21 protein-coding genes and 1 pseudogene are annotated in these 17,065 nt (G+C 35.6%); 8 read left to right on the forward strand and 14 right to left on the reverse strand.

Annotated features, from left to right (window positions below):
* Positions 1-713: 713 nt before the first annotated feature.
* Positions 714-2,045, reverse strand: coding sequence for a sensor histidine kinase (locus BKP57_RS07670; protein WP_050351092.1), 1,332 nt, complete (start codon positions 2,043-2,045; stop codon positions 714-716).
* On the reverse strand, positions 2,042-2,734 hold the full coding sequence (locus BKP57_RS07675; protein WP_050351091.1) for a response regulator transcription factor: 693 nt from the start codon (positions 2,732-2,734) through the stop codon (positions 2,042-2,044). The genes BKP57_RS07670 and BKP57_RS07675 overlap by 4 nt, the downstream gene beginning before the upstream one ends.
* A gap of 627 nt (positions 2,735-3,361) precedes the next feature.
* Here BKP57_RS07675 and BKP57_RS07680 point away from each other — a divergent pair.
* Together BKP57_RS07680 and BKP57_RS07685 are read left to right on the forward strand one after the other, a co-directional pair.
* Complete coding sequence (locus tag BKP57_RS07680) at positions 3,362-4,714, forward strand: S1C family serine protease (RefSeq protein ID WP_072741278.1); 1,353 nt, start codon at positions 3,362-3,364, stop codon at positions 4,712-4,714.
* Positions 4,715-5,113: 399 nt separating this feature from the next.
* Positions 5,114-5,905 (forward strand): zinc ribbon domain-containing protein, encoded by a 792-nt coding sequence (locus tag BKP57_RS07685; protein ID WP_257786702.1) that lies wholly within the window; start codon positions 5,114-5,116, stop codon positions 5,903-5,905.
* A 44-nt stretch (positions 5,906-5,949) separates the two neighbouring features.
* On the opposite strand, the gene BKP57_RS07690 is transcribed toward BKP57_RS07685, so the two are convergent.
* The 4 genes and pseudogenes from BKP57_RS07690 to BKP57_RS07705 form a co-directional block, all read right to left on the reverse strand.
* Entirely contained in the window at positions 5,950-6,153 is a 204-nt protein-coding gene (locus BKP57_RS07690; protein WP_050351089.1) for a zinc ribbon domain-containing protein, read from the reverse strand.
* Positions 6,154-6,513: 360 nt separating this feature from the next.
* On the reverse strand, positions 6,514-7,179 hold the full coding sequence (locus BKP57_RS07695) for a TraR/DksA C4-type zinc finger protein (RefSeq protein WP_050351088.1): 666 nt from the start codon (positions 7,177-7,179) through the stop codon (positions 6,514-6,516).
* Between the two features lie 450 nt (positions 7,180-7,629).
* On the reverse strand, positions 7,630-7,959 hold the full coding sequence (locus BKP57_RS07700) for a hypothetical protein (RefSeq protein ID WP_072741279.1): 330 nt from the start codon (positions 7,957-7,959) through the stop codon (positions 7,630-7,632).
* A 14-nt stretch (positions 7,960-7,973) separates the two neighbouring features.
* Positions 7,974-8,411: pseudogene (locus tag BKP57_RS07705) on the reverse strand (polymorphic toxin type 50 domain-containing protein); the annotation flags it as partial.
* A gap of 360 nt (positions 8,412-8,771) precedes the next feature.
* On the opposite strand from BKP57_RS07705, the gene BKP57_RS07710 reads away from it, so the two are divergent.
* The 3 genes from BKP57_RS07710 to BKP57_RS07720 all read left to right on the forward strand — a co-directional run bounded on the left by BKP57_RS07710 (position 8,772) and on the right by BKP57_RS07720 (position 10,336).
* Positions 8,772-9,185, forward strand: a complete 414-nt coding sequence (locus tag BKP57_RS07710) for a glycosyl hydrolase family 28-related protein (protein ID WP_072741280.1) — start codon at positions 8,772-8,774, stop codon at positions 9,183-9,185.
* Between the two features lie 214 nt (positions 9,186-9,399).
* On the forward strand, positions 9,400-9,753 hold the full coding sequence (locus BKP57_RS22500; protein ID WP_072741281.1) for a hypothetical protein: 354 nt from the start codon (positions 9,400-9,402) through the stop codon (positions 9,751-9,753).
* On the forward strand, positions 9,731-10,336 hold the full coding sequence (locus BKP57_RS07720) for a right-handed parallel beta-helix repeat-containing protein (RefSeq protein ID WP_072741282.1): 606 nt from the start codon (positions 9,731-9,733) through the stop codon (positions 10,334-10,336). Before BKP57_RS22500 ends, BKP57_RS07720 begins: the two co-directional genes overlap by 23 nt.
* A 68-nt stretch (positions 10,337-10,404) precedes the next feature.
* Here BKP57_RS07720 and BKP57_RS07725 read toward each other — a convergent pair whose 3' ends face one another.
* The 8 genes from BKP57_RS07725 to BKP57_RS07755 all read right to left on the reverse strand — a co-directional run bounded on the left by BKP57_RS07725 (position 10,405) and on the right by BKP57_RS07755 (position 15,333).
* Positions 10,405-10,881, reverse strand: coding sequence for a hypothetical protein (locus tag BKP57_RS07725; RefSeq protein ID WP_072741283.1), 477 nt, complete (start codon positions 10,879-10,881; stop codon positions 10,405-10,407).
* Between the two features lie 52 nt (positions 10,882-10,933).
* Positions 10,934-11,299, reverse strand: a complete 366-nt coding sequence (locus BKP57_RS22750; RefSeq protein ID WP_072741284.1) for a peptidoglycan recognition protein family protein — start codon at positions 11,297-11,299, stop codon at positions 10,934-10,936.
* 258 nt (positions 11,300-11,557) lie between these two features.
* Positions 11,558-11,704 (reverse strand): phage holin, encoded by a 147-nt coding sequence (locus BKP57_RS07735; RefSeq protein WP_232231361.1) that lies wholly within the window; start codon positions 11,702-11,704, stop codon positions 11,558-11,560.
* Positions 11,705-11,851: 147 nt separating this feature from the next.
* Positions 11,852-13,078 (reverse strand): phosphodiester glycosidase family protein, encoded by a 1,227-nt coding sequence (locus tag BKP57_RS07740; RefSeq protein ID WP_072741285.1) that lies wholly within the window; start codon positions 13,076-13,078, stop codon positions 11,852-11,854.
* Between the two features lie 103 nt (positions 13,079-13,181).
* Positions 13,182-13,349 (reverse strand): hypothetical protein, encoded by a 168-nt coding sequence (locus BKP57_RS22000; protein WP_156875294.1) that lies wholly within the window; start codon positions 13,347-13,349, stop codon positions 13,182-13,184.
* Between the two features lie 90 nt (positions 13,350-13,439).
* Complete coding sequence (locus BKP57_RS07745) at positions 13,440-14,027, reverse strand: pectinesterase family protein (protein WP_072741286.1); 588 nt, start codon at positions 14,025-14,027, stop codon at positions 13,440-13,442.
* Positions 14,028-14,594: 567 nt separating this feature from the next.
* Complete coding sequence (locus BKP57_RS07750; RefSeq protein WP_072741287.1) at positions 14,595-14,795, reverse strand: terminase small subunit; 201 nt, start codon at positions 14,793-14,795, stop codon at positions 14,595-14,597.
* 226 nt (positions 14,796-15,021) lie between these two features.
* The gene (locus tag BKP57_RS07755) at positions 15,022-15,333 is read right to left on the reverse strand and encodes a hypothetical protein (RefSeq protein WP_156875295.1); all 312 of its coding nucleotides are present in this window, start codon (positions 15,331-15,333) and stop codon (positions 15,022-15,024) included.
* Between the two features lie 367 nt (positions 15,334-15,700).
* Here BKP57_RS07755 and BKP57_RS07760 point away from each other — a divergent pair, with 367 nt between their 5' ends.
* The 3 genes from BKP57_RS07760 to BKP57_RS07770 are packed head-to-tail and all read left to right on the forward strand — an operon-like array spanning position 15,701 to position 17,023.
* Entirely contained in the window at positions 15,701-16,072 is a 372-nt protein-coding gene (locus BKP57_RS07760) for a helix-turn-helix domain-containing protein (RefSeq protein WP_072741289.1), read from the forward strand.
* Between the two features lie 58 nt (positions 16,073-16,130).
* Positions 16,131-16,475: a DUF4064 domain-containing protein gene (locus tag BKP57_RS07765; protein WP_072741290.1), complete on the forward strand. Its 345-nt coding sequence runs from the start codon at positions 16,131-16,133 to the stop codon at positions 16,473-16,475.
* A gap of 20 nt (positions 16,476-16,495) precedes the next feature.
* Complete coding sequence (locus BKP57_RS07770; RefSeq protein WP_072741291.1) at positions 16,496-17,023, forward strand: DUF4352 domain-containing protein; 528 nt, start codon at positions 16,496-16,498, stop codon at positions 17,021-17,023.
* Positions 17,024-17,065: the final 42 nt, after the last annotated feature.

The following is a 17,065-nucleotide window of genomic DNA, read 5'->3' on the forward strand; positions in this document are numbered from 1 at the left end:
AAAACGCTATCATTTCCGATAATTCAATATACTATCAATAGACTCATATTCTGTCAATAAAACTAAAAACATGGATATTAAATGCAAACTGGGAAATTATAGCCTGTCTAAACTCTTTTTTAAAATATAGAAAAGAAGACCAAAGAACAAAGGCGCAAGTGCTCGTTTAGCAACGTAGTGAATGGAACGAATCAAGAGATAAAGGAATCATGCCACTAAAAACAGGGTTATGCCGACGTCTGGGCGGCAAGCCCGTTTTTAGTCGTCGGCCTTCCTCTTAGCGACGAACCGATGAGGCCTTATCGTAGGGCGCATTTCTAAAGTCGCATCGTTGCTGGGCTCATGCGCCGGACGTGACTAGTTGGTTATTTCGTTATCCACAAGTACCTCATTTTATAGGTTCCTATACAATAAAAAAATGGAACTCAATCAGTAGGAGTTCCCTTCCATCTCCTACTGATTGAAGTAAAACAAAGGACAAAACTTTAAGTTCCTTGAAAAAGAAAGAATGTTTTGCCTGCATGTTAAGTCTTCCGAGATCACACATCCTACAGTCCTATCTAATCGGCGATGTAGATGCTTCTTTCTCCCACTCAGACCGTTTTGATGAATATCGATTCTTGAATTGGGTTTCTTGGGTCAACTTACACTTTTTTCTCGCCTTTTCACAACCTTAAAACTAAAGAGTAATAACGAAAAATAAGTTTGGATAATCACTTTAGAGTAAATACAATTTCAAACCTTGCTCCACCTAATTTCGACCGGTGAACAGAAATTTTTCCATTGGACTGTTCAATAATTGCTCTTGCAATTGCAAGCCCCAGTCCTGTTTCTCCACCTTTCCCTTTTACAAACCGGTGAAAAATATGTGGAATTAAGTTTTCAGATACTCCTTCCCCATCATCTTCTATGACGATGAGAATTTTTTTATTTTCTTTCTTAATATCGAAATGAACTGTTGCATGAGCATGGCGAATCGCATTAAATGTTAAATTTAATAATGCTCGTAGCATTTTTTCTCCATCTGCTACTATTTCCGGGGAACCTTGTATCGTATGCTTTAGCTCAATCCCCTTTTCATTTACTATCGGGAGAGCCCGGTCCACTACCTGCTCCATCACTTGTTTTAACTGGATCTTTTCAGGTGTATAGACGTCTGGTTCACTATCTAACTTAGCTAATAGTATCATTTCGTTAATAATTTTTTTCAAGCGTTTTACTTCTGTCACCATCACGTCAAGACCTTTTTCTTCCTCTTTAGCATCAAAAATATGGTCTCGTATCCCCTCTGCATAACCTTGAATTGTCATAAGGGGGGTCTTTAACTCATGGCTGGCATTTTGAAAAAAGGTTTGTTGCGAGTTAATATATCTTTCCAACTCTTGCGCCATATCATAGACACTTTGTTCCACTTCCTTTATTTCACCTGTCGCTTTAATTCGCTTAATGGAACGAAATTGCCGTTTCTCTATCTTTTTTAACTGCTTTTTCAGCTGCGAAAGTGGGGTCACTAGCTTGCGAGTTAAAAAATAACTTAGAATAATCGCGATCGCACCGCCTATGAAAAACACAATTAATAGGCGAAAGATAAAACTTTGCTGGACTAATTCTAAATCACTTAAAGGTGTTAAAAGAATAAGTTCAACGCCTGTACTCTCAGGAGTAAAAATAATCCTTGAAGTGACAAACTTGGCACCATTATACTCCCATAATGTTTTATCCGCATCGGCAAAATCATTTTTCTTAAAAAAACCGGAAACGACACTGTCAGGAAGGGTCGGCGATGCAGCTACATGCTGATTTCTGTCATAAATAAACATTTGTAAACCTTGATCTTCTAACAATTTATTTAAGTTACTTACGCTTGTACTTTCATATTGATCATTTAACACATCAACGATTAAATCACCCTTTTGTTTTAACTGCCGCTGTTCATCTTGGATGAGCAAATCCAAGATGAGGGAATAGATGACATACCCGGTAACAGCCATAATAACGAATAGCAAAGCTGTAAAAGCGGCATTTAATTGCGATTGTAGCTTCATGTAACTTCTCCTTCATTTCGAAGCCGGTAGCCATATCCCCACACTGTTTCTAAAGGCAAATGAGGAAGTTTTTTACGAATTCGTTTAACGAGGTCGTCCACCGCCCGATCGCTTCCGAAGTAATTGTCTCCCCAGATTTTAATTAATAGCTCCTCCCTTGAAAAGGCGCGATTCACATTTTCCACTAAAATAAGTAACATATCAAATTCTTTCGTTGTCACTTCATATTCTTCCCCCCGAAAGAAAATACGACGTTCTTCTTTATCAATCGTCAATTCATCAACAGTCACTCTAGTATCATTTACTTCAGTATTCGCCAAACTTATACTGGATCGCTTAAATAATCTTTTTACCCTAGCAACTAGCTCTCTTGGACTAAATGGTTTAGTTAAATAATCATCTCCCCCGAGCTCAAGTCCAAGAATTTTGTCAATTTCTTCATCCTTCGCTGAAATAATAATAATCGGTACTTCACTTTCCATACGAATCTTTTTACAAAACTCATAGCCGTCCATTCCCGGAAGCATAATATCTAATATCCACATGGCTGGAGGTTCTGTTTTCCAAAGTTCCCATGCTTCTTCAGCAGATTCCAGTAATGTGACCGTAAATCCTTCTTTTTTTAAATAGGCAGATACAATATTACGTATATTTGGATCGTCTTCAACTATTCCAATATGATGATTCATTTTAATCACCTTTTCTCTTATTTCTTTACTACTATTTTCACATAAATAAACGATTATTTAGATCTATTACATTTCTGCTCACCAATCACAAATTCAACTATTCACTGTTATTGTAACACTAGTATGCAACCTCAGATAAAACAACCTGAAAAAAATTATAAAAATGATGCGTTTATCAAGCACATATCCCATTGCCCTTCTGAGTATCAAAACTCTACTTTATCGTGGTTTAATTCGTTTAACGTATTACAACCCTACTTATAGAATATTTACGATTCATTTATTGTTTTTAAGGGTATACCAATACGAGAATTATATTTTTGGCTAAATTAAATAAGACAATGAAGCGATGTATCATGAATATACATTTGCACTTTCTAAAAACATAAAATTAGATAATACTTTACACATTTTTTCCACAATTGTACCAAATGATTCCCCAAAGAAATGGGTATACTATAAGTAATGATGGGAACTTCATTTACGTATTTACATCTTTATGAAGGGACCATTTAGCATACCAGGCTACAAACAGACATCTTTGAGCGTCCCCCCTGACTCCCCTCGACGCTCTAATGATGTTTGTTTGTAGCCTGTCATTAAAATCTGTCATAAAGGGTGATGGAAATGGATGATAAAAATAATGAACATCATAATCAGCAGCCAGGATATACAATATCCAATAGATCACAAGAGTCCAATCAAAATCAAGATTTTAATCAGCAAAGCAACGAAGAACTGATACATCAGAATCACTATAGCAACCACGATGAAAATACTCCAGCCAATAATAAATCAAGCAATAAATCTATGCTCCATTTTTTTCTAGGTGGAATATCGGGTGGAGTTGTTGCCGTTCTCATAATTGCAGTATTAATGTTTACAAATATCATCCCGATTAATCAAGGAAATGGAAATGGATCTGCTTCAGCAGGAGAAGATAAACAAGCCGCAGAAGTAGTTAAAACCCTCACTTCTGAAGATGCAGATGTTGCTACAAATATTGAAGAAACTTCAAAAGCCGTTGTTGGTGTAATAAATATGCAACAACAGAGTATTTGGACGGAAAGCCAAGAAGCAGGTACTGGATCTGGAATTATCTATAAAAAAGAGAATGGTAAGGCTTATGTAATTACAAACCACCATGTAGTAGAAGGTGCGGAAGAAGTAGAAGTTGCCTTAAATTATTCTGAGAAACGCCTAAATGCGAAAGTCTTGGGAACCGATGAATTAACGGATTTAGCAGTATTAGAAATTGACGGAGATGCGATCACCACTGTTGCCAACATGGGATCTTCCAGTGATTTAAAAGTTGGTGAAAATGTGATGGCGATTGGGAACCCGCTTGGAATGGAATTTGCTAACACAGTGACGAAAGGCGTAATTAGCGGACTAGATCGGTCTGTACCGATAGATACAAATGGGGATAGGCAGGCAGATTGGGTCACAGAAGTTATCCAAACCGATGCCGCGATTAACCCTGGAAACAGTGGCGGTGCACTTGTAAATGAAAAAGGTGCCGTTGTAGGAATTAACTCCATGAAAATTGCACGTCAGGAAGTTGAAGGTATCGGCTTTGCTATACCTGTAGACGCTGCACTGCCAATTGTTGAACAGTTAGAAAAGAATGGGGAGATCGAACGTCCACTAATTGGTATTAGTACTGCAGCCATTGAACAAGTTCCGCCTCAATACAGAGCAGAAATTCCATTACCTGAAGATGTTAAAGGAGGAATGGTGATAGCGAATGTAGAAGAAGGATCACCTGCTGATAAAGCTGGTTTACAGCAGTTTGATGTCATCACAAAAATTAATGACCATGAAGTAACCTCTATTTTAGAGTTACGTAAGTTTCTGTATTCGGATGCTTCTGTCGGCGAAGAAGTAAATATCGAATATTACCGCGGCGGTAAAAAAGAAACAACTAAATTAACTCTAGAAGCGAAAGAGCCAGTAAATAAGAATGCGAACGAAGAATAATCAAAGAATGCGCATAGAGCTAGGTGAAATAAACCTTTGCTATATGCGCATTTTATTGTTTATTCCTGTGACTCACGCATTAAACGGTCTGTAAATACCCTGTCTAATGCCATTTATAGTTTGATTTTCTTTATTTTACAATTTAAACAGGGATTTTCCAATATGATGTCAAAATGGTATAGTGAATAGGAGAATGATTTAGCAAACTTTTCCTTTAACCTTAAGCGTAAGAGGCTTGTAGCAAGGGCTAAACAGTTTGACAGCTTTAAAACTAGGTGATTTTTGTTGTTGAAGATATTGCTACTTCACTCAAAGGAATTTGGAATTCTGTATTTTTATCTTCGACGACACTTCCCTTTGCATATTTTATCTCTTAAAATCATATCTGGGTGGAAAGTTTTGCTGAAAAATCCAAACGATAGGAGGATACCAATGCTTTGTCCTAACTGTGAACAAGAATCAAAAGAAGGTAAGTATTGTACCAATTGCGGTGCACATCTTTATCCAGAACAAGCAGCAACAGTTGAAGAAGAAGGTGAAAGTCAACTCAATACTGCAACAAATAAAAGAGATTTTTCATCAACCATAAACGCAGAAGCAAAACATTTTGCAAGCTTTTTTATGACTTATTTGAAATCTCCACACAACGCACGATTTGTAACACAGCAAGATTTTATACCTGCCATTATATCCATTGTTCTATTATCACTTACTATCACATTAAGCTTTTATCTTGTAACACTTCAGTTTGGTAGCTTTTTTGTAAGCATCAGTTTTTTAGATGGATTTATTATCCCATTTATACAACACCTTTTAGTCTATGCTTTTATGACGATACTAACTTATTTTAGTACAAAATTAACCGGGCAACATATTTCATGGAAAAATACCGTAACGAAAGTGGGAGCATATACTATTCCTTTTATCATTACGTTTTTAATTGGAATAGTACTTACATTAATTAGAATCCCTTTTTCCAGTGTGCTTACTTTTATTAGTTTACTTGGTCCTGTCATATTTATTCCATCTTTTATCCTGCTTGAGCAACAACACGAGAAAAAAGGTTACGACAGAATTTATGTGTTAATCGGCTTTTATATTGTTTCTTTTGTATTAGCCACTATCATTTTGCAAAATATGCTTGGGAGCATATTTGGAAATTTAATGGAAAACTTCTTTCAAGGTTTTTAGCATAGAAAGCGCCGGTTACTTTTGTAATCCAGGCGCTTCTGCGCTTAACCGAAAAACAAATCGAAAATATTGCTCCCTTTAGAGCTATTTTTGTTATAAAACTCAGAATAGCCGCAATCTTTACAGTAAACCACTAAAAAATGATTGCTCTGAACATCAAACATTTTTGATAGTCCTGTTCCAGTCATGGCTACTTCTTTTTGGTCTGCATTCGTACTTCCGCATTTTAAACAACCTTTTTGTTCCAAAATATCACCTCATTCATTCATTAAATACGTTCTAACAGAAATATGGTTTCATAAAGTGAAACTAAAGGTTTTCTCATTCACCACACTACTTTTTGTTAGTACCTCAAAAATATGACCTAAGGCTCTGAACAGAAATCAGGCATTTACCTTATGGTCGATCCCTCACTTATTCTCATGGGTTGGACTTCGTAGTCTGGAAGGGCATATTTTACTGCTATTTTAATGGAGGATAAAATGAAGATAACATTATTATAATAACTCGTAATGTCTAAAAAATATAGTCAAATTGTAAAAAATCTCTCGGCAGTGAATTTGAACTGTGCCCGCCATTCACTAGTAACCGAAAGACTTCTCAAAGCATTATATGTCATCATGATCTGTTTGCTGATCTGTAATGGGCTCTGTATATTTTCCATCCGCGGATGCTCCTAGGTAACCTTCTACATCCTCTACATAACCAACTGCTTCATCACTATTGGGATACATTTTGTTATAACTTGCTTTATCTCCATAAAAATCAGAAGGGGTTTCAGATGTCCCATAACGGCTTACTTCCTGCCACGCGTCCTCTGCGTCATATCCCACCTGTGTTTCATCTGATACTTCATCTGGATTTATATTCGGACTATATACTTCTTCTTCCATTGTACGTGGATGATTAAAAGAATTACTTTTTGCATGCTCTATACAACGGTCTGCAGTTGGCATCGCTTCAAGTCGCTCATAAGGGATATCTCTTCCACATTCCCTGCAAATCCCATAAGTTCCCTCTGCAATCGCATGCAGTGCTTTATTGATATCCTCTAACTCCTTTTCGGCATGCTCATTAAGTGCAACGTCCTTTCCCCTTTCAAATAACTCTGAAGCTGTATCTGCTGGATGATTGTCATAGTTGGATAATTCCCCAGTAGATTGTTGCATGGATTCTAATGTTAAACCTAAATGGTCCTGAACATGAGAAATAAGTTCGGATTGTCGATTTTGTAAAGCATTTTTACATGCTGCTAATTGCTGCTCATTAATCATCTTTACACCCTCTTTTTGAGTTCGTTCATTTTATTTATACTATGCGCAAAAAAAGGGAGTGACATGCTTTATTTATGTTCCCAAATCATGTCAATAAGAAAATAGATGTTTCCTTTGTTTCTTCTCATTGTTTTTCTGTATATATAGCACGTTTTTGGGGATTTATATATATAGTATGTTTCGCTTATTTTCGTTTTTTTATTTTTTACCGTTACATTCCGGTGACATTTTAAAAAAAGTCACAATTTGACATGAACAAATGTTCTAATTAAGTTTTTACCTAATTTTTAAATGCAACACAACATTTAAAAATTAGAGGATTGTTTTATTCACACGTCAATAATGCACCACTATTATTTTTCTTATTATTTTCACTAGTTGTTTTTAACAAAATAACATCCTTGAAAGGGTGTGACCGATCAAACTGTTTATGTTAACTACGTTATTATTTTAGCTATCTCTTTTCCACACACATTGCCCGTCAGTTAAATAAACTGCACTTGGCGGATTATCGTAGAGAGAGATTTCAACCATTGAACTTTTCTCTTGTCTTAACCAATTATATATACTACCTTCATTAGTAGAAGGATGTGATAAAATACGATTAACTTGAAATGCAACCGCATGATACTCTGTATAATTCTCATCATCATCTTCTAGACCATTATCTGTCTCGAAAAGTGTATCCGGTTCACCAAGAATTTTTAATCCACTCTCCCATTCTATTATTAGTTCACCACCATTATTTTTTAATGCATCTATTAAAGGATCATATCCCATATATATCCTCCTTTTTACTTTCTAAGTGGTTCTGAAGGTACAATATGAGCGCCACTCTTACTATAATGTATCATTCCTCTAGTAGTATTTGTGTATTTGCCAGTGTCCATATCATAATACTTCCCTATTACTTGATCAAATTCTACTCTTTCTTTATTTTTGTTAATCGAAGTTCCCTTCCCCGCAAACTTATCGAGCAGTTCCTGTGCTGTTTTATTATGCCCATAGAAGATACTCTTATTTTTTCCATTTACTAATTCTTGTTTATAGTTTGGAGTATTAGGAATATGCTTCTCCTGAGCTCCTGGCTTTACTTTAACCGGAAATCCATTTACTTCACGATAAGGTCCTACAGGTACTGATTTCTTTCCATAAGAAGGTACTGTATTCTCCGTATTCTTAACTTTCTTCGCTGTACGTTTACCTTTATTCGCAAGTTTAAACGACCTTCGTCAGCTTTCATCAGCTTGAAAGGTTTTCCGTGAGACATAAGAGAAGCTATCGCTATTTCTTTCTCTTGCTTAGATGCTCTTGGATCTATAACTGTTTCACATCATCTCAAATTAGAAAATCAAATGCTTCCTTTGCCCATTTTCCTCCCACTTCTTTTACATACTCGAAATCTTCCTCCCAGCTTTTCGGGCTCCCTCGACTTTCTCACTTTTTTTATAGCCTAAGACCTTTACTGTCTAAATTACTTAATGTTTTGTTTTTTTGTGGAAAATAATTCTAGTTCAATTAGTTGAGTTTGATAAAAATCAATAACCCTTATATAACAGAACGTTTGTTCCTGATATGAAAGGAGTGATTTTTTGGTATTTAATAATGAAAACAAATCGACCGTATTAAATGTAAAATTAGAAAGAGCAAAAGGGGATGGAATTATTGATGATACTTTAATTTTCAAACAAATTTTAGATGTTGCTCAAAATTCAGCTGCCATACAAGTTTATATCCCTACTGGAACTTATTGGATAACTGAAGAGTTGGTGATTTTTAGTAATACTACAATTTTTGCAGATACCAACGCTCAGATTATACGAGATCAACCAGGTTACTTATTAATTAACGGATATAAAAACACACAATTAGAATACCCACCTTCTAAATTTACTAGGTATAACGGGAATAGAAATATTTCAATATATAGAGGTATCTGGAATGGAAACGGCATTAACCAAAAAAGTAAAGTTTCAATATTTTACTTCGGTCATGATCTAACTTAACGATAGAAAAGGCAACCTTTTTAGACGTGGCAAATTCACATCACATTGAATTGAATGCTTCAAAAGATATTCTCATCACAAAATGTAGGTTTCTAGGTCATGTTGAGGAATCTACATTAAATGAATCTATACAACTAGATTTAAGTAAAAGAGGGGTAACCAAACAGGCAAAGAGGATGAAACTCCCTGCAAAAATGTCTGGACTAAAAATTGCTTGTTTTCTGATAGTAAAACAGAAGGTTCGAACCACATCCCTAGAGCCATAGGTTCACACACTTCCACCATTGGAGTTTATCACGAAAATATTAACATAGAAAATAACGTGGTAGAGAACTCGTTAAGCTTTGATTTCAGAGCATATGCTTGGAAAAATGTTTCTATTACAAACAATAAACTTATCTACTGTGGAGCAGGAATAAATTGGAGAACAAATATAGTGTATAATCCACTGAATAGTCATACTGAAGATGAAAATGGTTTTCAAACAGGAAAATCTCAAATAGTAGAAAATGAAGTTATTTCTGGTAACATTTTGGAGGGGGGGTATGAACAATGGTCGTGCAATTGAAATATACGGAGAAAACACGGGAAAAGCTAAAGGCATAACAATAACTGGAAATGTTATTACTTTAGTACCTTCCCACTCTATAAACGATGCCATCCTTCTTAATTACACTCAAGAAAGTACAGTAAGTGGGAATAGAGTATATGGAGCTAAAAAATCGGGTATTGCTTGCAGAAATGTTTGGAGCGTAACTGTTACTGGAAATGTTATTGACTCTGTTGGAGCACAAGGTATTGAAGTTTCTGGGGGATCAGCATACTTAACAATAAGTAATAACAACATCAAAAAGATCGGAAATAGCGGTATCTATGTAACAAAAATTGATACATGCACAATTATAGGAAATACCATCGGCGGAGTAAATGGTAGAAAAGATTCTTCTCTCTATGCTCATATCAGGCTTACAAATAATGATAAGAGGGTTAGTATAACAGGAAACACATGTAGGAACCTTGGTTCAGATTATGTTGCAAACTTTGCTTTATCAATTACAAGCGGTTCAGATATTGTTCGTGCAGGAAATAACTTTTCAGGATTATCAACAAGCGGTGTAAAAGGTTTAAATGATGGAAGTGATTTACAATAAAATAGTTTATTCAGCCTACCCCCATAAAGGAGTAGGCCTTTTTTAGTATTAATACACATCTGATTTACTCACCCAAGACATAATTCCATCAAGTAGCACACGATCTTTTTTACCTGTTTAACTTTGTAAGAGTTGCCTTTAACAAAATCAGCAATAGACTCACCTGTTGCAAATTTGCTTGCTGATTTTTTGACCGTTACTTTTTGACCAACAGAAAATGATTTGGATTTTGGCTTGTTGGATGCGGTAGATTTACCAGAGCCACCTACATCGGATTTGTGTACCCATGAATAAATTTCTTTGAGAAGAATCTTATTACCTTTCACTTGTTGGACAATGTAGGATTTCCCCTTTATGCTAGGCGGTATATTTTCACCAGTTGCGTATTTTTTGGCTGACTTGGTAAGATACACCTTGCTGCCAGCTTCGATTGATTTGTTTGAACTTTTGCTACTAGGTGAATTGGACTTGCCGCCAACATCACTCTTTTTAACCCAAGAATATAACTCTTTAAGCAAAACCCGATCGCTTTTAATTTGTTGCACTGTATAGTTCTTATCCTTAAATTGAGATGGGATTGTCTAGCCAGTAGTGTATTTAGATACCGATTTGCAAATATACTTTATCACCAACGTTGATTGTTTTAGATGGTTTGCTCGGCTTTGGTTTAGCTACAGAACCGCCAACACTTTTACCAAGAACAGCTTTATAATCGAACTCTGGGCACTGTTTCCATTCATAGCCCGAAAATTCATTATGCCCTTTAATGTACTTTAAGTGTGGATATTTTTCCTGCAATGCTTTGATTAGATTACGCAAACTTTCTTCTTGGGCTTTAGTTGGTTTCTCATAGCGAAAATCACCTGTTAAACAAATACCAACAGCATAATTGTTATGGTCTCCAACATGGTAGGTATTCAATTCAATGTCATTACAAAATTTAACTGTACCATCCTGGTTCAATTACATAATTATAACCAATGCTTGGCCATCCAAGGCTATCAACATGAAACCTTGCGTAACCTTCGGCGTTGGAACCACCAAGACCTTGCTTGGTAAGGCTGTGGTGGATAGCAATTGTTGTTTTACCTTTAAGAGATAATGCAGGAAACTTCCGGATCGGATGTCTTTTAACCTTATTTCTAAAGTCTACAAATTTGAGTATATCTACATGTCCAGCAATTACTTTACATCCCCTCTCATTTTTTTATGATGTCTAGCTTAGATACTATCACTTAACCCTTTTGTAGTAGGGTCGTTGACAATACCTAAAATAACCAGCACACCAAACATAGCGTTAATAAACTTTGTTGCTTCTGTATTAATCAAATCAGCAGCAAGATTGTAATCAAAACCACCCTGCCACAATTTGGCAGATACTAATAATGGTTTCTTTTTCGCTCTTAGCCTTCCAGTTGATTTTCAAAATAATCCCTCCTTAAAATTGAACATTAAAAAACGACTTGCCCGTTTGGTCTAGCCGCTTAATAAATTTCTTTTTTGTGTAAAAGTAGTTTATTGGGCATTAGGAGGCCAAACAGGTATATATATACCATCTAATCTAATGTAACCAGCATCTCCTTTAGACTCGTCACTCCAATAATACATTTGTAACTCGCCATTTGATTGAACAATGACTTTATATATTTCCCCAGGTTTATTTCCAGGTACTAGAAAATGCAAAGAAAACATAGGTCTCATATGATCAGGGAGTTCCATAAATGGTTTGTTTGGATCGCCGCCCTTAATTGACCCTATAAAGTATATTGTATTATTCGGCATGTGCCACGCCCGACTAACTCCCGAACCAGAAGTCCCGAAATCCTTCCAGCCATTAATTAAATATGGTTTTAGCCTTTCGTGATTATCTGGGTGATATTCAAACTCCGCTAATTCATCTGATTTCATCTTATTGATAATCCCAAGAGGTCGAAGCGCTTCATTTATTGAATTATCAGGTTGGTCTTTTCCAACGTATAAAAAATCTAACATTGTTCTTTCATCTTTCCCATACCCATCAGAAACTCGGTTAACCGTAGAACCATGATAGACAGTTTGAGCACTACCACCCCCATCTAACATAAAGGCAAAATCCATACCCATAGATAAAAAAATTCGAACTAAATCGTAAACAGTTAACCCTTTTTCTCCAGCTCTACGACCTTCCGAAGTTAAAAAATAAATATTTCCAGAAGAATCTTGGGCTATAGCCTGCCTAGGATGCCTCTTAGTAAAAATATCTCTTGAAGTTAATATAGAGTTGTCCACTTTCGTTCCATTCTGAATCATCGGTATAAAAGATGTTAATGCATTATTAAAACCATCATTTAAAATTGTTTTAGCATTTGTTGAAGGTGGATAAGCCCTTAAGGTATTATCATCAGAAATTGCTAAAATATAATTAAATTTTTCTTTTTTTCGTTCTTGTTGAATTTTTCCTTTATATATGCTAGTCCCAACTACTCTACGTGTGGTAGTGCTATAGGTTGAGCAATTGGCAACAAACGTTGCAGCGTTTCTTGCTGCAAACGAACGCGGTGTTTCCAAATTTGTGTTATCAAAATCATTATAACTAAACCCCCGCTTTAAAGTTATTTGCCTCCCTTGGGAATCGTTCTTTGGAATTTTTGTAATAAAATACGTGGTATTTGTGTCTCTGTCTGTTAACCTCTCTATTGTTACCTCATTATAAAATATGCCTGCATTCATTTTGTAATTTTCTTGATTAATATTATTTGACAATTACCTCACCCTTTTTATTTTTTGATTAATCTGTTGGTTTACTATCTTCAATGTTGCTGACTAAATCATACAATTAAAGTAACCAAACAAAAAGCCACCAGCCCTATAGGCGGATAGCTTCTCCAACTGACTTTCTTCCTTCAGTTTTCATTTTTATTCGTTCTACCTTTTCTTTGACCATTCCCAATTCTTCACGCAGTCCATTGTACTTTCTAATGACATTTCTCGTTTCTTGCATTTCAGTACGTAATGTTTGTATACCATTGCCCACTCATATTCACTCCCCTTCAATACTCTTAAAGGCACCTCGTCGTTTTGAGATGCTGTTAATGTTGTTGTATTAAACTTACCTTACTATTACTTAAAAGATTCTTCCCGCATTAATCTCTCTTTTCTTGCCTAATGATTGTTTTGGTATATCAAAAATTAATGCAGCTGATGAGACTAAATAGTCTTTACTATCTGTGCTAGAATGATCATTTTCTCTAACTGCGATGGATGCATTATTTAAAGAATAAATACACAAATGTTGATTATGGAAATAACAATTAGCTATACTTCCATTCGAACCATCCCAAACACATGTTGGTCTATTCTGTTTTCTTGTTTTCCCCTCAAAGGTGCAGTCTTCGATAGCACCGTAACTTGTTCTGCTAAAATGAATGACACCTCTTGAATTTTCTATTTGATCAGACCATACAAATCTTGCCCCAGACACTCTTACTAAACCAGATACATCAAAGCATTTAATTTGTTGTAAATTCACTTGTTCACCTACATTACGTAAAATAATTGCATAACCATGCTTATTTTTGATGTCCACAATTTCTTTATAGTTACCTGCATCTATATTAATAAATACATCTTCTTCCATCACAGATGGTATTGAATCCACCGCATCTTGTATAGTTTGAAACTGTTTATTTGGACCTACTGTTATTATTGACATTCTAAGCTAACACTCCTTTTAACTTTTATTTCTTTGAACTCTACCCGAAAAATATAGGAACTCCTATTCAGTGCCAATTGTACTTAATCTCCCCGCTACCTTTTACTTCACTAGGCCAGCCAGTACTTCCATACGAGTTGATTGCAAAAAATCCTGCATACATACAGGCACATAACCACTTAGACCTTCTGTCCATACTCATAAATTGCCCAATCAATACGACCTTACTGTCGTTAAACCTTGTACCATTTATTTAATACTCAATCATTCCTGATGTTTGCTTCTTGCCCTTTCCAATTTACTTCAGCTTCCTCAGCGATTGTTAGAAAAGCTTGGCTGTCACCACCATCAATGTTTTACAAAATTCCTTTATAGACTTTTGAAATTCGTCTATGTCTTTAATATCACCTTCGTTAATGATTGGGTTGCCTTTCTCGTTAAGTAACAGAACCATGCATACCAATGAAAGGAACTTACTTTTTACCAAACATGGCTTAAACCATTATATCCACAAAATCAATCTTAATGTTATTTGTTTAACACACCCATGGTATCTATAAATACGCCTTACTGCATCCCCCCTTTAATTTTTCTGATCTCACTGGCTGCCTTAGCCTTTTCTAGCAATCGACTCCCAACTACATGAGCACAAACATAACCTGCTTTTATAGCTGTTTGAGCATCATTGAATGATTTAAAAGCCTTTGTTATCAGTGAGTTCAACACCTTCAACAATAGGCTCTTATTGTTCTTTCTTTTTAGTTTCATCCACCTCTTTTTACGGGACGCCACCTTTTCAGTTTTGGTTGCATCCTTTTTCCTTGGATCCCTATTCCACTTCTCACGGCTTTTTCTGCTTAGTGTTATCTAGCTTTACATCACGTTTAGCAGCAAGGCCTTTTAAAGCTATCTTTGCTTTTCCCATCCTTCCCTTATTTTGTTCCAGTTAGGTACTACATACACCTCCACTCTGGGTATCAGATTTCACTGTTCGTCAAGCCAAGGTTTTGATACTCGCTTCTTTCAACCCTTTCCTCACGACAAGTACCTTGCGTCTTGGTTGATGAGTACCCACACAATGGACTTTCACCCACCACACCTGGATAGTCACTATGCCTAGCTCACTAGAAAAAAGCACCGCTGTAAGCGCTTTTCCTATTCTAAATACATTTTTTGTTTGTAATTTAGCAAATTCCTTTATTTCCTTATCATCAAGCATATAATAACGGAACTGCAATCTAAGTATTATTGTTGAGGTATATTTTATCCTATGAGCATAGCGTGTTTCACCATCTCGTCCTGCCAACCATTTTATCATGCTGAATTTTCATTCAACAAATCATGTGAGAAGTGGCACTTCTGAGATATTTGCATAGTATAACCTCTTTCACCCCTCGAATTTTTATTTAAAGCCTTTGCTACAGACAACATAAGAAATCCAGATGTCTTTGAAATTCTATATTCGTGATAGTTTGTCGAGGACCTCGAGTTCTTCTTGCTAGTTCAGGTAAAAACAACTACCACTCGTACCTCCTTTAACCCGTTATTCAAGTTTAATACTTCCTATGCGTAATGTAATACTTGTGTAACAGTTATGTATAGAATGATTTACAAAGATTACATTTCTTTTTTTGATTACATATTGTAAAGTAGGTATTACAGGAGTGAAAAAAATGTCTGATATTGGGAAATTGATAAAAGAGCTAAGAGGTAACGAATCATTAAGAGAAGCCAGTAAACGAATTGGTATTAGCCATACATATCTAGATACCATTGAAAAAGGTTTTGATAAAAGATCGGGAAGGAACGTTAACCCTTCTCCAGATACTTTGCGTTTAATTTCAAAAGCTTACAATTATCCTTATATAAAATTATTAAGGTTAGCAGGTTACATTGATGAAGCTAATGATGAAGAAGATTCCGAAGCTTTTCGCAATGACCCCGAACTTGAGCGTTGGTATAGAGAACTTCCTAAAAATAATAAGGAAGACTTACGTCGATTGAAAAAGATATGGGAAACAGTTAAGGAATTTAATAATAGGTAATCTCTATGTGAATTCATAGATTACATAAATTCAAAAATCTTAAAAGGGGGAAATTTTTATGAGAACTACTGAATTTGTTCTAGGTCTAATTGGGGGGATTTTTGGTTTTATTGGAGCGATCTTAGCATTATTCATTGGTGGAGTAGATGCTGCTTTAAATGAAACTGGTTCAAGTGATGTTACTGGCTTAGGATGGGCAGCCTTTTTATTCTCTGCATTAGCCATAGTGGGTTCCGTTGTAGTCAAATCTAAGGCTAAAGTCGGGGGCGTACTGCTATTAATATCAGCAATAGGTGGCCTAATAAGTATCTCTTTATTCTACGCTATTTCAGCAGTATTGATTGGCATTGCAGGACTAATGGCTCTTATAAAAAAAGATAAAGAAAATAAAATGGCTGCATAATTCTAAGGGGGGTTTTTTTTATGAAAAAGTTTATCTTACTTTCTTTTGCATTATTATTATCTTTTATCTTAGTAGCATGCGAGGAAGCTGAAGTTAAAAAAGCAGATGCAGATGATAAAACGGAAAAATCTAGCAAAGAAAAATCGGAAACGCAGGAGCTAGCTATTGGTGAGACAGTTGAGTTTGATGGTATGAAAATTACATTAAACGAAGCAAGAATTGAGCCTGGCGGGGAATTTGATGAACCGCAGGAAGATCAGTTTATTGTAGTAAACCTAACAGCAGAAAATAACACTGAAAAAGAACAAGTAATGTCTTCAATAATGAACGTAGAATTAAAAGATGCTGATGGTTATTCTTACTCAACTACCATTTTGACAGAAGGTACTAAAGCACAGTTTGATGGTAATGTTGAAGCAGGCGGAAAACTTAGAGGAGAAATCCCGTTTGATGTAGCTAAATCAGATAGCTATGAACTACATTTTTCTGATCCGTTTAAGTCTGGTAAAGCAATTTGGAAAATTCCAGCTGATAAATTAAGTGAATAACACCATTTTAGGGTGTACAGATTCTGTGCACCTTCCTTTTTA

The sequence above is a fragment of the Virgibacillus sp. 6R genome, assembly GCF_001895305.1.
In the GTDB taxonomy this organism is placed as follows: domain Bacteria; phylum Bacillota; class Bacilli; order Bacillales; family Amphibacillaceae; genus Virgibacillus; species Virgibacillus pantothenticus.

Bases quoted from the DNA above. Each gene is read 5' to 3' on its own strand.
- BKP57_RS07720 (WP_072741282.1), top strand. From the start codon at position 9,731: ATGAACAATGGTCGTGCAATTGAAATATACGGAGAAAACACGGGAAAA.
- BKP57_RS07760 (WP_072741289.1), top strand. From the start codon at position 15,701: ATGTCTGATATTGGGAAATTGATAAAAGAGCTAAGAGGTAACGAATCA.
- BKP57_RS07745 (WP_072741286.1), bottom strand. From the start codon at position 14,027: ATGTCAATAATAACAGTAGGTCCAAATAAACAGTTTCAAACTATACAA.
- BKP57_RS07695 (WP_050351088.1), bottom strand. From the start codon at position 7,179: ATGATTAATGAGCAGCAATTAGCAGCATGTAAAAATGCTTTACAAAAT.
- BKP57_RS07670 (WP_050351092.1), bottom strand. From the start codon at position 2,045: ATGAAGCTACAATCGCAATTAAATGCCGCTTTTACAGCTTTGCTATTC.
- BKP57_RS07700 (WP_072741279.1), bottom strand. From the start codon at position 7,959: ATGGGATATGATCCTTTAATAGATGCATTAAAAAATAATGGTGGTGAA.
- BKP57_RS07675 (WP_050351091.1), bottom strand. From the start codon at position 2,734: ATGAATCATCATATTGGAATAGTTGAAGACGATCCAAATATACGTAAT.
- BKP57_RS07765 (WP_072741290.1), top strand. From the start codon at position 16,131: ATGAGAACTACTGAATTTGTTCTAGGTCTAATTGGGGGGATTTTTGGT.
- BKP57_RS07770 (WP_072741291.1), top strand. From the start codon at position 16,496: ATGAAAAAGTTTATCTTACTTTCTTTTGCATTATTATTATCTTTTATC.
- BKP57_RS07750 (WP_072741287.1), bottom strand. From the start codon at position 14,795: ATGAAACTAAAAAGAAAGAACAATAAGAGCCTATTGTTGAAGGTGTTG.
- BKP57_RS07680 (WP_072741278.1), top strand. From the start codon at position 3,362: ATGGATGATAAAAATAATGAACATCATAATCAGCAGCCAGGATATACA.